The organism is Bradyrhizobium japonicum USDA 6 (assembly GCF_000284375.1).
In the GTDB taxonomy this organism is placed as follows: Bacteria; Pseudomonadota; Alphaproteobacteria; order Rhizobiales; family Xanthobacteraceae; genus Bradyrhizobium; species Bradyrhizobium japonicum.
On sequence record NC_017249.1, the window covers coordinates 3,467,652 to 3,483,575 of the forward strand.

Consider the following 15,924-nt stretch of genomic DNA (forward strand, 5'->3'; position numbering starts at 1 on the left):
CACGTTCAGTCGACGAGGCGGGCGAAACGTGGCTCGTTAGTCGCCGTTAAGGGGCAAACCGCTCACGCGATTGCTGCCGCGAAAGCGCATAGGAACGCGAAGTGCGCATATGTGGTTGCCCTCTGCGCGGCAGCTGTTGCCGTAGCTGAGGACCGTACAGTGTCTTTCCGGTTGTGACCATCGTCGAAAGACGGCGCAGCGAGATACGATCGCAATTTCGAAATTCGGAGGAGCTGATGCCCATTCCGTTGAGGATCTACATCACCCCATTTGCCGACAGGGGGGTCGTTGAGCCCGGGCAATGGAGCAGCGACACGGCAAAGAAGGCGCTCGACGTGGTCAATACGATCTGGTCAAAGGCCAAGATCGCGTTCGTGATCAGCGATTGCTTGATGGAGAAGCCGCTCGACATGGCAAAGAGCGCGCGCAGCAATGATCAGCGATTGCTGGGTGTTCTTGCCTCTCGGCACGATCCGGACAATGCCATCCACATCTACCTCGTCAATTCGATTGAAAATCTATCCGCCGGCGGAAGCTCATACCCCAACAGCGAACCCGAGCCGGCAAGCTTCGTCCAGTGGTATGGCAATGACCACGCCAATGGACGCGCCTGGGCTCACGAGCTTGGCCATCTGATGAGCCTCGATCACGTCGAGATCGACTATTCCAATGAGAAACAGGCGGCGCAACGCATCAAGAACCTCATGACGAAAGGATTGAGCGCCGGCTCCGACTTGACTGGCCAGCAGATCGATGCCGCCAAGGGCTCAAAGCTGGTCAAGCGATTTGGCGGATAAGTCGTCGGCCGACCGGAGCGCTGAGTTGTGGTGCCTCCTTGATGTCGACGAGTTCGCCAGTTTTGCTCGGTGCGGTTGCAGACGGTCCAAGAGCGGACCAAATCGGCCATAATTGCTGTCACGATTGGCCTTTTGCGGCCATTTTGGCACGGATCTGGAGCCCGATCTAATCCGCCCATCCAGCCTGGGCCGGACAACGGCGCGCGCTTAATGGGCGCTTAATGCTTTTGCGCAACAGATAGATCACCAGCGCGGAATTAGTCCTAGTTACGAATGCGAGCCGAGCTCCCGAGGAGGGGAATCGGATGGGACTGCTTTTTGTCGGAGTGCTGGCGGGAGTCCTGATCGGCTTTGGCTGGTTCGCGCCTTCCCGAGGGTATTTCCTCGGGTGCGCGTCACGACCTTGTTTTGACAGGGGCATAGTGGCCAGACCCGCGGAGCCAATACCGACGGCATTGGCGCCAGATCCTGCGGTCGTCAAATCGAATTCCGCAACGCCGGCAAGGTCCGGCAAAAAGCCATCTCCGAAGAAACGCGGATCGACCGACCCTGCCAAAGCGGCGTCCCCGCGAACAGTGATCAGCGTCCCGGCATCCGAACGGCCCGCGGAAATGTCGGATCCCGCTCTGGACAAGGCGAAAGTTGCGATCGCGACGCAGATGGGGCATCCGGAAGCGGTCGAACTCAGCGACGTCAAGCGCGCAATGCGAAAGAACATGTTTGGACGTAGCGTCGATACGATTTGCGGGCGCGTGAAAGGAAGAAGCGCGTCAAGCGGCGAGGCTGGAGAGAGGCCGTTTCTGTATCTCGTGAAGGAGGATGAAGCATATGTCGTCGACGGCAAGTCAGGGTCGGCGGCGTCAACGGCGTATCGAAATATCTGCAATTAGGGATGCGTCGACTGCGCCACCGCGCGGTACATGCCCAAATGATTTGAGCGGAAAGAATTTCCCCCAGGTGTCGAGTGATCCAGCAGCGGATACGGCACTAACGCGGCACTGCGCCGCTCTCGTGATGATGCATTCAGGATGAATGCATCAGCAGGGGAGACGCAATACGGAATGGGAATATCGCGGAAGTTCTTTTCATCTCGAGGACACCATGCACGACATAACCAACACTTCAAAACGGCTCAATGAATCGCTTCACTTGCCGGTTCTGGTGATCATCGAGCCGCTCCTGTTGCCTCGTACATGCATTCTGCACGTCCTCAGGCGGGAGTTGGACGAACTTGAGATCCTTGACATGGCATCGGTCCAAGGCCTGGACTGCACGTCAGCCCGCGATGTTCGTCTGGTGATGCTGAGTATCGCGGACAAGCCCATCGGCGATCCCGCGGTTGAGGACGACCTCGCCTTCGTTGCGGAGTGTTGTCCCAACGCCGCCACTGTGGTCCTGTCAAACCACGACGACGAGCCGACCGTGCAGGCCGCGATGCAGCGGGGCGTGCGCGGCTTTCTTTGCACCTCGCTACCAATCGAGATCGCCATAGCCGGCCTGCGCCTTGTTCTTGTCGGCGGCGCCTACAGGCCGTTGCCCGTGGCCGGGATGAACAGGATACCGGATTTCGAGCCGCCGGATTCGCGCGGGCTCGCGCCCGCGTATCTGATGAACGAGGGAGCCAGATTGGCTATCGACAGGAGCCTGACCGATCTCACGCCTCGTGAGCAACAGGTTCTGGCGGAACTGGAGCTCGGCCTGCCCAACAAGCTGATCGCCGCCAAATTGGGCCTGTCGGAAAGCACGGTCAAAATGCACATTCAGCATATCATGAGGAAATGTGCCGCGCACAATCGCACGGAAGCCGTGCTCCGCTGGCGCGGCCGGTTGCCCGCGCCAAGTCGCGATCACGACCCCGGCGCGGCTCTCATGCCGGAGACCTGATGCATAATCCGGACCCGGAAAGCGCGATAACGATCCATCCCGATCTCACCGCGCTTCAGTCCTCTCTGAATGCACCACGGAAGCTGTCGAGCAGGGGCCTGAGCGCGTAGAGAGCCACGGTGCCGCGTCCCGTCGTGATGAACACCTGAACCGGCATGCCGGGGACGATCTGGATGTCGTTCGCGACGATCTGCCCGTCGTCGATCCGGATCCTGGTCGCGTAGTATGGCTGGTCGGTACGCTTGTCGAGCAGCCGGTCTGCGGATACGTGCACGACGGTTCCCTTCAGGCGGGGCACGCGACGCTGATTGTACGGTACGAGTTGAACCTCGGCATTGAGGCCGGGATGAACCACATCGATGTCCTCGGGCCTCAGGCGCGCGGTCACGACGAGACGGTCTTGGCGGGGCACCAGGTCCATGAGCGCAGCGCCCGCTCCGATGACGCCGCCGGCCGTATGAATCCGCAGATCGGTTATCACGCCGTCCTCCGGCGCCTTGATCTCCGTTCGCGATAGCTGATCCCTGGCCGCAAGCAACCGCTCGCGGAGCTGGAATATCTGGTTCTGTGCTTCACGAAGCGATTGTGCGATCTCGTTCTGCCTCTCGCTCTCGAGCTTGAACAAGGTGGCCTGCTGTTCGCTGATGACCTGCCCGGCGCGGGCAATCTGCGCGGTGATCTCGCCGCGGCGGCCCTCAACGTCGGCCAGCTCCCGCTGCAGGTTCAGAAGCCGCGGCCGCCGTTCGAGTCCCTTGTTGACGAGGGTCGCGACCATATCCAGTTCCTCCCGAACGATGTCGACCCGCTGCCCGGTGGCGGTTTCCTGAGCCTTGAGACCTTCGATCTCCTTCTCGACTTGACGTCTTCGTTCGCGAATGACCGCAAGCTGCGACTCGTGAACCTGCAGGCGTGCCTGAAAAATGAATTGCTGCGCCGACACCGCGGCGGCCGCCACCCCGCTCTGCCTGCTGTCCTGTTCCAGCGCGTCGGGGATTGCGATCCTCTCGAATCTCTGCTGCTCGGCTTGAAGCCGTGCGACACGAGCAGCTGCATCCCAAAATTGGCCTTGGAGGCTTTGCATCTCCGACCCGGCCCGGGTGTCGTCGAGCTCGATCAGCGTCTGGCCGCTGCGCACGATATCGCCATCCGAAACCAGGATCTTCCTGATGATACCGCCTTCCAGATGCTGAATCGTCTTGCGGCTCGATTCCGATTCCACGACGCCGGACGCGATCGCTGCGCTCTCGAGAGGCGCGAGGCTCGCCCATGTCCCAAGCCCCAGCATGAAGCAGAGCACCAGCAGATTGCCCGCGACGGTGATACCGCGAAGCCTTCCGCGCGGAGAGGTTGGCGTGGGCGTCGAACACCATGGAAATTCCAGAGGCTCGAAATCGTCGATTGCGGTCACCACGACGCCGGATCGCCGGGCGGGCGGGGGGCTCGCCGGCGCTCGCATGAGCTGGTCCCAGATCATGGGAAGTCTCGAGACGGCGGGAAGCTTCCGGATGGTGAGAGAGTTCCAGGTCATGGCGCTATCTGCGAAGTAACCTGGGGTCGGCTCAGGTGCGTTTCGAAGATGTCCTCGCTGTCGCCGAACGCGGCGACCGCACCGCCCTCCATGATGGCAATCTTGTCCGTGGCGGCGAGGAGACCCATCCTGTGGGTGACGACGACAAGGATGACGCCTGCGAGCTTCATGCGCTCGATGGCATCCAAGAGCATTCGCTCGCCCCCGTAGTCGAGGCTGGCGTTGGGTTCGTCGAGAACGACGAGCCGTGGACTGCCGAAAAAGGCGCGGGCAAGACCGAGGCGCTGCCGATACCCGCGCGAGAAGGTCGCTTCGCTCTGAACCACCGTGTCGTAACCCAGCGGCAGGCCCATGATCGCCCCATGGATACCGACGAGCTTGGCCGCTTCGATGACCTTCCGTCGGTCTGCATCTTCAAGGCGTGCGATGATGTCGTTGATCGTGTCGCCGAGCAGGTTGATGTCCTGGGGGAGATATCCGAGGCGGTCGCCGTTTCGGCCCTCGCGAAGCAGCGAGACGTCGGTATTGTCGAGGAGGACATGGCCATGCGTTGGCATCGACAGCCCGGCGATCACCTGGCCGAGCAAGGACTTGCCTGACCCGGACGGACCGATGATGCCAAGGCATTCTCCGGGCATGAGGCTGAACGAGATACCGTTCAGCAGAAGACGGTTGGTCCCCGCAAGCCTCACGTCAACATTGTCGATCACGAGGCCGCTTCGCGCCTGCGGCGGAGAAACCTCCGCGTTCTGCTGCCGGGTGACGGGGAATGCGGCGAGAAGCGCGCCGAGCCGCTGACAGGCGCTCACGGCCGCCACGAGTGATTTCCAGCCCGCGACCGCACTTTCGACCGGCGCGAGCGCCCGGCTGAACATCAGTGTGGAAGCAAAGATGATTGCCGGACTCTTCCCGTGATCGAGGACGAGCCATGCAGCGGCCCCCATGATCAGGACCTGCGACAGCGCGCGAACCGGCTTGGTGGCCAGCGAAACGATCTCGCCTCGCCGAAGTGCCACATCATGCTCTCTGCGGGCGTGCTGCGCGTCACGGTGGATCATGCGCGCAGCGCTATCGAGCATTCCCATGGCGCGGATCATGTGGATGTTGCTCGCTGCAGTCTGGAGCCGGCCGCAGCTTCTGGACAGCGCGGCGCCGGATCTGAGCAGAACGTCTTCCGTGACCAGCTCTCCGGCAACCGTGAGCGCGAACAGGAAGGCGACGCAGCAGGCGCCTACCACGCCAAGCAGGGGATGGATCAGAAACAGCACAAGGAGGAACAAGGGCGCCCAGAGCGCGTCGAACAGCATCGGACATGCGCCGGACTCGACGAACTGGCGCAGCACGGTGAGATCCCGATATGCGCCCGACGCTTGCGTCCAATCGCTGCGAAGCGCCGATTCGAGGCCGGCCGAAAGCACGCAAGGACGAAGGCGATCGTCGAGCCAGGCGCCAAGGCGTCCAAGGACGGCGCGCCGCAATGCATCGAACACGCCGCCGACGACCACCGTGATCGCGACAATGAGCGTGAGCAGGAGCAACGTGTCGCCGCTCCGGCTCGACAACACCCGGTCGTAGATTTGAAGAAGATAGATGGAGGGCGCGAACAGAAGCAGGTTGTAGCTGCAGCTATACGCGAATACGAGACCGAGCGGTCCCGCGCAGGACCGGAGGGCCGCGTGTAGTGGCGTCCCGATCTGCGGCAGGATAGGCAACCGAATGGGCGGCATCAGCATGATCGTCACCGCCTGAAATCGAGGTCCGACGCACTTGACCGATGGCCGACACAATCCGGCAACGGCATCGGTAGGTCATTGGCGCGAAATCCAGGACCGGTGGCCGGGGCCCCCGGTCCTGCCAGTCAGACGAGCGGCTGGTCAGAGCGTATCGAGATGGAAGGTCACTCCGCCACCCCATGCGAAGTTGCCGTCTCCGCCATCGCCGCCGATGCCGGCCACAACTTCCTGGTGCTGGTCCACCATGACCTTGTTGATCTGGGTGGCATCCGTATTGGCGTAGACCTTGGAGGTATCGTAGCCGCTGTAGGATTTCTGGCTTCCGTTCGACTCGGCGTCTCCGCCATGGGCCTTCGAAAAATACGAGGCCTTGGCGTTGGCGCCGCCGGCATCCCAATCCGCCGTCTGTTTGACGTGATCGCCGTTGTTCACGTGCACGTCGGCACCTTCCGCCTTGTTGGTCGGATCGTAGTTGACAGTCGGCTTGCTGATGATGGCTCCCTTGAAAGTACCGTCGCCGCCATTTCCGGCACTTTGACCACCGGTGTCGATCGATTTGACTTTGATCGTATCCGAGATGTTGATTGCCTTTGGCATCATTTGAGGCCTCCGTCGTTTTGTTGGCTGTCGTGCAACATCCATCCCGATCAGGCGGACGCGCGCGGCAAGTCTGGTCCGCCCGCGCGCGATGGCGATAGATGTCAAATCGGACACCATCCGGTTGGTCGGCCTATGTACGAAAGGATGACGTTCGTCGTGCGGCATCGGGGCTCGAAACATCCGCGAGGGCGCGCAGGGCGAGCTTGCGTCGTGTTGACGCAGCTCGCGATCGGGCTTGTGCGAGCGGCGCGATATTTCGCTATCCCATCAGGTGAAGATCCGACAGAAGATGGGCGGAAAGATCGCCACCCAGTGCGAGATTGCCGTGGCCGCCGTCCCCGCCAACACCGGCGATCTGGACCGCACTCTGGTCGATGTGGACGTTGTTGACCTGATCGGCTACAGCCGTCGAATGGGGACCCGCGATTGCGATATTGATGGGTGCATAGATCGCGACGCTGACGTCGATCAGGCTGCCGGAAAAATAGCCGTTGCCGCCATTGCCTGCGCTGTTCGAACCGGTCGCGATCGTATCGGAGCCGCCCCACAGATTATGGGAGAGAAGGCTTGCATGGCCGCCCGCCGCGGCGTTGGCGTTGCCGCCGTGCCCGCCAATGCCGGCGATCTGGATGATGGATTGATCTACGTAGGCATCATTGGTCTGGACCGAATGAACGTTGGAACCATAGCCCGCGACTGCGATGTTGATCGGGTCGTACACTACAAACGAGGTATGGACGAGTTCACCGTAGAACACGCCGTCACCGCCATTGCCGGCCTGGCTTCCGCCCGTTTGAATGCCAAAGGCGCCCCCTCCATTGCTTGATCCCCAGCCGGGGTCGAGCGTCATGACGCTGCCGCCGGCGGCCACGTTGCCATGTCCGCCACTTCCGCCGACGCCCGCGATCTGAGTGGCCGACTGATCGATGTCCACCGTGTTCGATTGACTTGCATGCGCAGTGCCGCCCGCGGCCGCCACCGCAATATTGATCGGATGATAGATCACCACGGGAGCGTCCACGATCGCACCCGAGAAATAGCCGCTGCCGCCGTTTCCGGCACCGTTGTCGCCGCTCGCGATCACGCCGGCGCCCAGGGACGTACTGACGCTGCCTCCCGATGCAATGTTGTCATTGCCGCCATGGCCGCCGACGCCGGCCATCTGAAAGGCGGATTGATCGACATTCAAATTGTTGGACTGGTTGGCCAGGGCGACCGAGCCGTATCCCAAGCTCACCGAGATGTTGATCGGTTGATAGATCAACAGGGACGCGTGAATGATGCTTCCGTAGAAGTAGCCATCTCCGCCGTTCCCGGCCGTGTTGGCTCCGCTCTCGACCGTAGCAATGCCCGTCCCGGGATGTGATGCGCCGGAAGCGGGCGTGGTGGACGAAACATCCAGGCCCGCCGCGGCGTGGTCGCTGGCGTGGCCGCCCGTGTCGCCCACCGATGTGGGATGCTTGGATTGAATCGGGTCGGAGTCATTATGCTGGGTATTCGCGCTCGCGGGGCGCGCCCCAGGACCTGAAAATTGTCCTGCAGATTGACCTACAAAATGACCTGCAAACGGGCCGGGACCATGGACCAGGGTGCCACCGCCGACTGCGTCAGACACGAACGGGGCGCTCGGTGCCGGACCCGCTTCGTCGTCACCATCGTACCCATCGTGCCGATGAGAGGCGTGATGCAGCCGGATCCCATCCGACATCCGCGAAAAGTCCATCGTAGCCTCCCTCATCGCAATCGCTTCACGCAATCGGACGGGTTCTGCACTCCGAACGGAATGTCATCCCGGGAAGGTCGAAAGCCCAGTCGTCAGTTCGGATATAGCGCTTCGTCTGGCAGCCGTAACATCGGCTACATCCGTTCGGGTAAAGCGCCTGATTAGCCCTTCGCACCGACGCAACTCGTCATTGCGATCCCGCAGCACTTCGATCCGCAAACGAAGGTCCGGTCTCGCGCACCGCAGGCAGCTACCAGCCTTCAGGCAGCCGACAAACGGGCCTGGGCCTTCAAGGTCGTCCCCAACGATGACCTGATGGCGAGCGCCATTCTCAAATACATAGCGAAGTCCGGCGCGAAGATGCTTGGCTTTATCGGTGTTTCGGATGGGTATGGCGAAGGTTACTATAAGGAGGTCGGCCGCCTTGCGCCGACCTTGGGTCTGACGGTGACGACGCATGAAGTCTACGCGCGTGCGGACACCAGCGTCACCGGCCAGGCGTTGAAGGTGATGTCGACGAATCCTGACGCCGTCTTCATTGCTTCTGCAGGTACCCCGACGGTCCTGCCGCAACAGGAGCTCCGTGAGCGCGGATACACCGGAAAGATCTTTCAGACCCATGGCGTGGCCAGCGAGGAGTTCATCAAGCTCGGAGGCGCGACCGTCGAAGGCGCTATTTTCGCCGGCGAGACCTTTACCGTTGCGGCCGATCTTCCGGCGGGAGACCCGTTCCGTCACGCGACGGAGCAGTTCGTGACCGCCTATGAAGCGGTGAACGGTCAGAAGCCCAATATGTTCGCGGCTCACCTCTGGGATGTCGTCGCACTGATCGGAAAAGCTGCCCCGAACGCGCTGGAGACGGCGAAGCCGGGGACGCCCGAGTTTCGTGCAGCTCTGCGGGACGAACTCGAACGCGGGCAGAACATCTATCTCAACAACGGGCTGTCGAGCATGAGCAAGACCGACCACAACGGCTATGATGAACGCTCAGCCTTTTTGATCAAGGTCGAGGGCGGGAAGTTCCGCTTGGCGAAATAGCAGCGCGCCATCCTCGGGAAGACGCGATGTCGAAGCCGAGTTTCTCGTCGGTGATCTCGACTCCTCGGCCCGGAGGACAGGGCGTCACGCCGTCAGCGCGCCACGAGAGGAACATAGTGTTCGAGTTCGGGATCGGGGAAATGGATGGTCCGGCCAAGCTCTGCGGAGCGATAGAGCCCCATAAGCATTTCCATGACGCCGACCCCGTCATCGAAGGTTTCTGCCGGACTCATGCCTCGCCTGAATGCCTCCACCATATGTCGGTTCTCGTCGGTGTAGCCGTAGATGCCGGCTTCGTCCTCGACAACCGGCATCAGACCTTGCTCGGAATTCTGCTTCTCGACGAGGTCCTCGCCCTCTGATCCGCTGATCGCGCGGGAGATGAAGACCTTGAGGCCCGTCGAGAGCGAGGAGAACTCCATCGAATATTCGGGTCCAAGCAATTCAAGCTGGATGCGCAAGCCCGCGCCGACATACGCCCATGAGGTTGTCGCCTCGATCATCAATTGATGCCCATCGGTATCTTCCATCGTCAGTATCCCGCGCGCGAAATCTTCGACCGGACGTTTGGCGAAATCGACCCCCATTCGCCTCTTGAGGTCGGCAGCGTAGTGGGGGCGCGTCCATTTGAGATTGGCCGTCGTGGCGCTGGCGCTGACCAGCCGTAAGGAATCGCGCTTTGCGCCGGGCGCGGTCAGCATGAAGCGTGCGACCTCGACTGAATGGCACATCATGTCGGAGAGCACGCCCCCTCCTTGCTTGTCGCCCTGCCAGAACCATGGCTCGTGCGGTCCTGAATGCTCCTCGGCGGCACGCGCGAGATAGGGGCGTCCACTTCCGGGTACCGCTCGCCGCCAGATGATGTCCTTGCCGCGCATGACCGCGGTCGAGAAAAGCTGGTTCTCCAGATAACCGTGAAGCAGGCCTGCATCTTCGACGAGCCTGCGCATTTCCCGTGCTTCGGCAAGCGTGCGGGCGAGCGGCTTTTCGCAGGCAATGGCGCGCAGGGGAGCCCCGGCCTTGGTCACGCGGTGGATCTCGCGCATGATGTCGAGACGGCTGTCGTTCGGCGTCAGCAGCCAAAGCGCATCGACCTCGCCGGACATTGCCATCGCCTCGATGCTGTCAAACACATGCGCCGGCCCCAGGCCAAGATTGCGCGCCTTGTCGGCAATGCGCGTCCGCCGCTCGGCGGAACGGCTGTAGACGCCGCCGACGCTGACGTTGCGCACGCCGAGCATGGACTGCAGATGGAACGCGGCAATGAAGCCGCTGCCGACAAGGCCGATGCGCAGCATTGGAAGTTCCGTGAGCTTCTGCATGTCAGAGACCTCCTTCAATGGAAATGCGCTGGTTCAGGCCGGCGTGGGCGCTCTGCGTTGCCTGCCCGGGATCGCGGCCAGCAGTGCCTGTGTGTAGGGATGCTCCGGCCGTGTCAGCAGATCTGCCGTCGGCCTGATCTCGACGATTTCTCCGAGGCGCATCACGGCGATCCTGTCGCAGACCTGGGCCGCGACGTTGAGATCGTGGGTGATGAACAGCACCGCCAGCCGCAGCCGCGCCTTCAATGTCTCGAGCAAGGTGAGCACCTGCGCCTGGACGGAGACGTCGAGCGCTGACACCGGTTCGTCGGCCACCAGCACCTCTGGGTCGAGCGCCAGCGCGCGCGCAATACCGATCCGCTGGCGTTGCCCTCCGGAGAATTCATGCGGAAAGCGTCGCGCGGCGCTCGGGTCGAGGCCCACGAGCGCCAGCAGTTCATCGGCACGCGCGAAGGCCTGCCCCGGCGGGACGCCGTGCGCGATCGGTCCGTCGGCGATAATTCGCCCGACGCGGCGACGCGGATTGAGCGAGGCGAAGGGATCCTGGAACACCATTTGGACATGCTTGCGGGCGGCCCGCAGGCCGGCACCGCGAGCCTCGGAGAAATCCAGTTCGCCGATACGGACCACGCCCGCATCGGCGTCGGTGAGACGCATCACGAGCCGACCGATCGTGCTCTTGCCCGAGCCGGACTCTCCAACGAGGCCGAGCGTCTCGCCGCGCCGGATTTCGAAGGTCACATTCTTTACGGCTGCGACCTCGGTCTGCGAGCTGAACCAGTCGCTGCCGCGATAGATCTTCGCAAGTCCGGTCGCGGCGCAGGCGATCGGTTCGTCCTCGACCCGGACCCGAATCGGCGGGGTCCCGCCGGGCACCGCGGCGAGCAGCCGGCGCGTATAGGGATGCTGCGGGCGTTCGAGTACGTCCTCCACGGACCCCTGTTCGACGACGCGGCCCTTCTCCATGACCGCGACGCGGTCCGCGATGTCGGCGACGACGCCGAAATCATGGGTGATGAACAGCACCGCCATGCCGCGCCGCTGCTGAATGTCCCGGATCAACCGAAGGATCTGTGCCTGTGTCGTGACGTCGAGTGCCGTGGTTGGTTCGTCCGCGACCAGGATCGATGGTTCGAGCGCAAGGGCCATCGCGATCATGGCACGCTGACGCTGGCCACCCGACAACTGATGCGGGTAGCTGCGGATGATCCGCTCGATATCGCGCATGCCTACCTCTTCGAGGAGGGCGCGCAAGTGGGCCTGCCGCTCAGTTGGCGTGAGTTGTCCGTGCGCCTCGAACGCTTCCATGATCTGGTCGCCGATCCTGATCACAGGATTGAGCGCTGTCATCGGTTCCTGGAAGATCATCGCGATGCGTCGCCCGCGCAACGTCCGCCATTCTGCTGCGGGGAGGTTCAGCAGATCGCGCCCCTCGAAGTGTATGGCCCCTGCAACCGGGCGAATGGCCCTGGGCAGCAGGCCCATGACAGCAGAGGCGCAGACCGATTTACCGGAGCCGGATTCACCGACGACGCAGAGGATTTGTCGCGGATGCAGAGCAAGCGAAACGTCCTCGACCGCAGAGGCACGATCCGCGCCGGCGGGCAGCGCCAGTGTCAGCCGCTCGATCGACAGGATCGCCTCTATTGTCTCGCTCATGCTGCCCGATCCGACATCACGTCTTTCTCATCCTGGTCACGCCGCCAGTGCAATGCCGTCCTTGCGATGGTCCGACGCGCCGAGAATGACGCCCCTGGAAGGATCGACGTGCACGGCCTGACAACCTCCGAGCGGTTCGTCCGCCCAGATCACGCGATGACCGCGCGCAATCAATTCGTCGGCGACGGAGCCGGGAATCGTGGGTTCGAGGCTCAGCGTGCCATCAAACGCAAAGCTGCGCGGCGCATCCGAGGACTGCTGAATGTCGAGTCCACGATCGAGCACGCCGCTCAGGATCTGCATATGTCCTGCCGCCTGGTATTGTCCACCCATCACGCCAAAGGCCATGATCGGCTTGCCGCGCTTCGCCAGCAGACCCGGAATGATGGTGTGAAAGGGACGCTTCCGCGGCGCAATCGCGTTGGGATGTCCTTCTAAGAGGGAGAATCCCGAACCGCGGTTCTGCAATAGCACGCCGGCGCGGGGGGCGTAGATGCCGCTGCCGAACGCGAAGAAGAGCGAATTGATGAAAGATACCATGTTGCCGTCGCGGTCGGCGACCGCAACGTAAGCCGTGTCACGATGAACAGGCATGTCAAAATCCGCTGATGCGCTGGCGTGCTTCCGGTCGATGGAGGAGCGCAATGCCGCGACTGACGCCTCCGAGAGGAGCGAGTCGACATCGAGCGGACGGAATGCCGGATCGGCGACTAGCGCGTCACGCTGCCGATAGGCCGCCTTGGTTGCCTCGGCGAGGAGGTGAATGCGATCCACCTCGCCGAGCGCCGGATTGGCCATGTCGAAGCCGGCAAGGATGCGGGCGATCAGCAGCGCCGCGACGCCCTGTCCGTTAGGTGGACATTGCAGGATTTGATGATCGCGGTAGTCGGCGCTGATCGGCTCGACGTACTCCGATCGGGCACTTGCGAAATCGTCAAGCTGCATCACTCCGCCCAGCGCCTTCAATGTTGCGACGATTTCCTCGGCGACAGCGCCTTCGTAAAACGCAGCGCGTCCCTCGCGTGCGATCCGGCGCAGCGTCGCGCCGAGTGCGGGATGATTGAGCTTGCTGCCGACGGCGGGCGCAGCGCCACCGGGCAGATAGACCGGTACGCCAGTCTGATGTCGTTCGATGCGATCGGCATAGCGTGCCCAATCCAACGCGGCGCGGGGCGTCACCACAAAGCCGGTCTCGGCCGCGCGGATCGCCGGCGCCAGAACCTCGTCCAGGCCTTTTGAACCATAGTCGCCAGAGAGGCGGCACCAGGCATCGACCGCCCCCGGAACTGTCACTGCATGGGGTGAATCGTCCGGAATCGACGCCAGCCCGTGTTGCCGAAACCAGCCGAGCTCGGCCTTCGCCGGCGCTCGGCCCGAGCCGTTGACAGCGACGGGTTTGCCGGAGGCGGGAGCATAGATCGCAAAACAGTCGCCGCCGATGCCGGTCATATGCGGATCAATGACACCCTGGAGGGCGATCGCGGCAATGGCTGCATCGACTGCATTGCCGCCACTGCGCAGGATCTCGACCGCAGCGAGCGTGACAGCCGGATGAGAGGTCGCGGCCATGCCCTGGTCGCCCACCGCCAGCGAGCGCCCCGGCACCATGAAATCGCGCTGTCCCCAGCTCATGCCCTTCTCCGATTGTTGTTGTGGGGCCGCGTGGCGAGGGCTGCGGCAGCCGGTTCATCGCAAAGGATATCGACGTTGCCGTGCAGGCGGAGTGCCGAGGCAGGACAAGCCGCTGTGATCGGACCCTCGATCGCGGCTGCGACTGCGGCTGCTTTCTCCGGCCCCCTGGCGATAAGGAGGATGCTCCGAGCCTCCAGGATCGTTGCTATGCCCATTGTGATCGCACGTTCGGGAACCGACGCCGGATCGGGAAAATTGATGGCATTCGCGATGCGGGTAGCTTCATCGAGTCTGACCTCGCGGGTACGTGAGGCGAAATCCGAACCTGGCTCATTGAAGCCGATATGGCCGTTGGCGCCGATGCCGAGGAGCAGGAGGTCGATGCCCCCGGCAGCCGCAATCCGCGCCTCGTAGCGCGCGGCCTCGGCGGCGACGTCGTCGGCCGTGCCATCGGGGATTTCTGCCCGACCGGCTTCCATATCTACATGCCCAAACAAATGCTGCTGCATATAGGCATGGAAGCTTCCGGGCGATTGGGGGGCGACGCCCACATATTCATCGAGATTGAAACTCGACACCGTTCGGAATGAGATGACGCCGGCGCGGGTCGCGGCGACAAGGCGGGCATAGAGCGGCGCCATTGTCGCTCCGGTCGCAAGACCGAGGGTCACCGGCCGTCGATCCTGCAGCCGCGCGATGACGAGCGCGGCTGCCCGTTCCGCGACGGCGGCGGCATTGCCGACAACTTCGATTCTCGGCGCCTGCTCCTTCATGCCGCGACATCTGCTGCCGTGAAAGGAAGAGCCAGCGGGCCCGCATCCCTGCCGATGCCAAACAGCGAGCGATGCACGAGGTCGATCGCGCTGCCGATCGCGCCGATCAGCGTAGCGCGATTGCCGAGCGCGCTGAGCTCGATACGAACAGGCTCGCGCATGCAGCGTCCCAGGTGTTCATCGATCCGGACCTTCAACTCGGGCCGTGCGCCGATGCTGCCGCCCATGATGATGATTTCCGAATCGAGGATGCTGTGCACCGCCAGGATGGCAGTCGTGAGGATCCGGCCGACCTCGTCGATCGTCACTCGTGCCGTCTCCTCGACCGCGAGCCGATCGAAGACATCGCGCACGGTACTGCCGGGCGCGCCGCCGAGCGCGATATAGCGTTCGACAATGCCGGCGCTGCCGATCGCGGTTTCCAGGGTGCCGAACCGAAGGCCGCGCGCATCGTAGGGATCGCCCCCAAGCGGCAGGTAGGCTATCTCGCCGGCCGCCCCGCGTGCGCCGCGCACGAGATAGCCGTTCGAAAAGATGCCCATGCCAATGCCGGTGCCGACTGCGATGAAGGCGAAACTGCGCGCCTTGCGGCTGTTGCCGCGCCAATGCTCCCCGATTGCGGCGAGATTGACGTCATTTTCGATGGCGACGTCGATTCCGAGCCGTTCGCGCAGCGCGGCCCTCACGTCCAGGCTATCCAGTCCGGGGATATTGGGCGCGATGACGATGCTGCCCGACCCTGGGTCGACCATCCCCGGACTTCCCATCACGCCACCGCGCAACCGTTGCGCCGATACGGACGCACGCTGAAGCAGGGCATCCTTCATGCGATTGATCTGTGCGACCACGGCAGCGCCGCCGTCGCCGGATGTCGGTTCGATGCTCTCGGCGGCGATCTCGCCGTGCAGATCGGCAAGTGCGACATGCAGTTTCGTGCCGCCAAGGTCGATACCCAACACAAAGGCGGCGTCCGGCCGGAGCGCGTAGGTGACGGCGCTTCTCCCCACGCTGCCCTGAATTTGACCGTCCTCATGGACCCAGCCGTCGCGTTCGAGATCACGCATCACTTCGGAGATGGTCTGCTTGGACAGGCCCGTGCTGCGAGCGATTTCGGCGCGCGATACCGAGCGATCGCGCAGCAGGCGCTCAACCACAAGGCGCACGGATTGCTGTCGCGCAACGGGCGATGAGGGGGCGTCTGGCATGGGCCTCAATCCAATTAGTCAATATACAGA

At 62.9% G+C, this 15,924-nt stretch carries 12 protein-coding genes and 1 pseudogene; 4 read left to right on the plus strand and 9 right to left on the minus strand.

Annotation, left to right across the window (positions count from 1 at the left end; translation table 11 throughout):
• Positions 1–173: 173 nt before the first annotated feature.
• From BJ6T_RS16195 to BJ6T_RS16205, 3 genes are all read left to right on the plus strand, one after another.
• Positions 174–797, plus strand: coding sequence for a zinc metalloprotease (locus BJ6T_RS16195; protein WP_232208341.1), 624 nt, complete (start codon positions 174–176; stop codon positions 795–797).
• 305 nt (positions 798–1,102) lie between these two features.
• Positions 1,103–1,687, plus strand: coding sequence for a hypothetical protein (locus BJ6T_RS48390; RefSeq protein ID WP_225894843.1), 585 nt, complete (start codon positions 1,103–1,105; stop codon positions 1,685–1,687).
• A 211-nt stretch (positions 1,688–1,898) separates the two neighbouring features.
• The gene (locus BJ6T_RS16205) at positions 1,899–2,681 is read left to right on the plus strand and encodes a response regulator transcription factor (protein WP_014493513.1); all 783 of its coding nucleotides are present in this window, start codon (positions 1,899–1,901) and stop codon (positions 2,679–2,681) included.
• A gap of 55 nt (positions 2,682–2,736) precedes the next feature.
• Here BJ6T_RS16205 and BJ6T_RS16210 read toward each other — a convergent pair whose 3' ends face one another.
• The 4 genes from BJ6T_RS16210 to BJ6T_RS16225 all read right to left on the minus strand — a co-directional run bounded on the left by BJ6T_RS16210 (position 2,737) and on the right by BJ6T_RS16225 (position 8,265).
• The gene (locus BJ6T_RS16210) at positions 2,737–4,209 is read right to left on the minus strand and encodes an HlyD family type I secretion periplasmic adaptor subunit (protein WP_014493514.1); all 1,473 of its coding nucleotides are present in this window, start codon (positions 4,207–4,209) and stop codon (positions 2,737–2,739) included.
• Entirely contained in the window at positions 4,206–5,942 is a 1,737-nt protein-coding gene (locus BJ6T_RS16215) for a type I secretion system permease/ATPase (protein WP_014493515.1), read from the minus strand. The genes BJ6T_RS16210 and BJ6T_RS16215 overlap by 4 nt, the downstream gene beginning before the upstream one ends.
• 141 nt (positions 5,943–6,083) lie before the next feature.
• Positions 6,084–6,707, minus strand: a complete 624-nt coding sequence (locus tag BJ6T_RS16220; protein WP_225894841.1) for a hypothetical protein — start codon at positions 6,705–6,707, stop codon at positions 6,084–6,086.
• A 94-nt stretch (positions 6,708–6,801) separates the two neighbouring features.
• The gene (locus BJ6T_RS16225; protein ID WP_225894840.1) at positions 6,802–8,265 is read right to left on the minus strand and encodes a hypothetical protein; all 1,464 of its coding nucleotides are present in this window, start codon (positions 8,263–8,265) and stop codon (positions 6,802–6,804) included.
• 210 nt (positions 8,266–8,475) lie between these two features.
• On the opposite strand from BJ6T_RS16225, the pseudogene BJ6T_RS16230 reads away from it, so the two are divergent.
• Positions 8,476–9,303: pseudogene (locus BJ6T_RS16230) on the plus strand (ABC transporter substrate-binding protein); the annotation flags it as partial.
• 92 nt (positions 9,304–9,395) lie between these two features.
• Here BJ6T_RS16230 and BJ6T_RS16235 read toward each other — a convergent pair.
• From BJ6T_RS16235 to BJ6T_RS16255, 5 genes are read right to left on the minus strand one after another with little or no spacing between them, the layout of a single operon-like run.
• Complete coding sequence (locus BJ6T_RS16235; protein ID WP_014493519.1) at positions 9,396–10,625, minus strand: Gfo/Idh/MocA family protein; 1,230 nt, start codon at positions 10,623–10,625, stop codon at positions 9,396–9,398.
• Positions 10,626–10,658: 33 nt separating this feature from the next.
• Positions 10,659–12,284 carry an ABC transporter ATP-binding protein gene (locus BJ6T_RS16240; RefSeq protein WP_014493520.1) on the minus strand — a complete coding sequence of 542 codons (1,626 nt, stop codon included), beginning with the start codon at positions 12,282–12,284 and terminating at the stop codon, positions 10,659–10,661.
• A gap of 36 nt (positions 12,285–12,320) precedes the next feature.
• Positions 12,321–13,916, minus strand: coding sequence for a gamma-glutamyltransferase (gene ggt / locus BJ6T_RS16245; RefSeq protein ID WP_014493521.1), 1,596 nt, complete (start codon positions 13,914–13,916; stop codon positions 12,321–12,323).
• The gene (gene nagB / locus BJ6T_RS16250; RefSeq protein WP_014493522.1) at positions 13,913–14,689 is read right to left on the minus strand and encodes a glucosamine-6-phosphate deaminase; all 777 of its coding nucleotides are present in this window, start codon (positions 14,687–14,689) and stop codon (positions 13,913–13,915) included. Before nagB ends, ggt begins: the two co-directional genes overlap by 4 nt.
• Positions 14,686–15,894: an ROK family transcriptional regulator gene (locus tag BJ6T_RS16255; RefSeq protein ID WP_043900204.1), complete on the minus strand. Its 1,209-nt coding sequence runs from the start codon at positions 15,892–15,894 to the stop codon at positions 14,686–14,688. The genes nagB and BJ6T_RS16255 overlap by 4 nt, the downstream gene beginning before the upstream one ends.
• Positions 15,895–15,924: the final 30 nt, after the last annotated feature.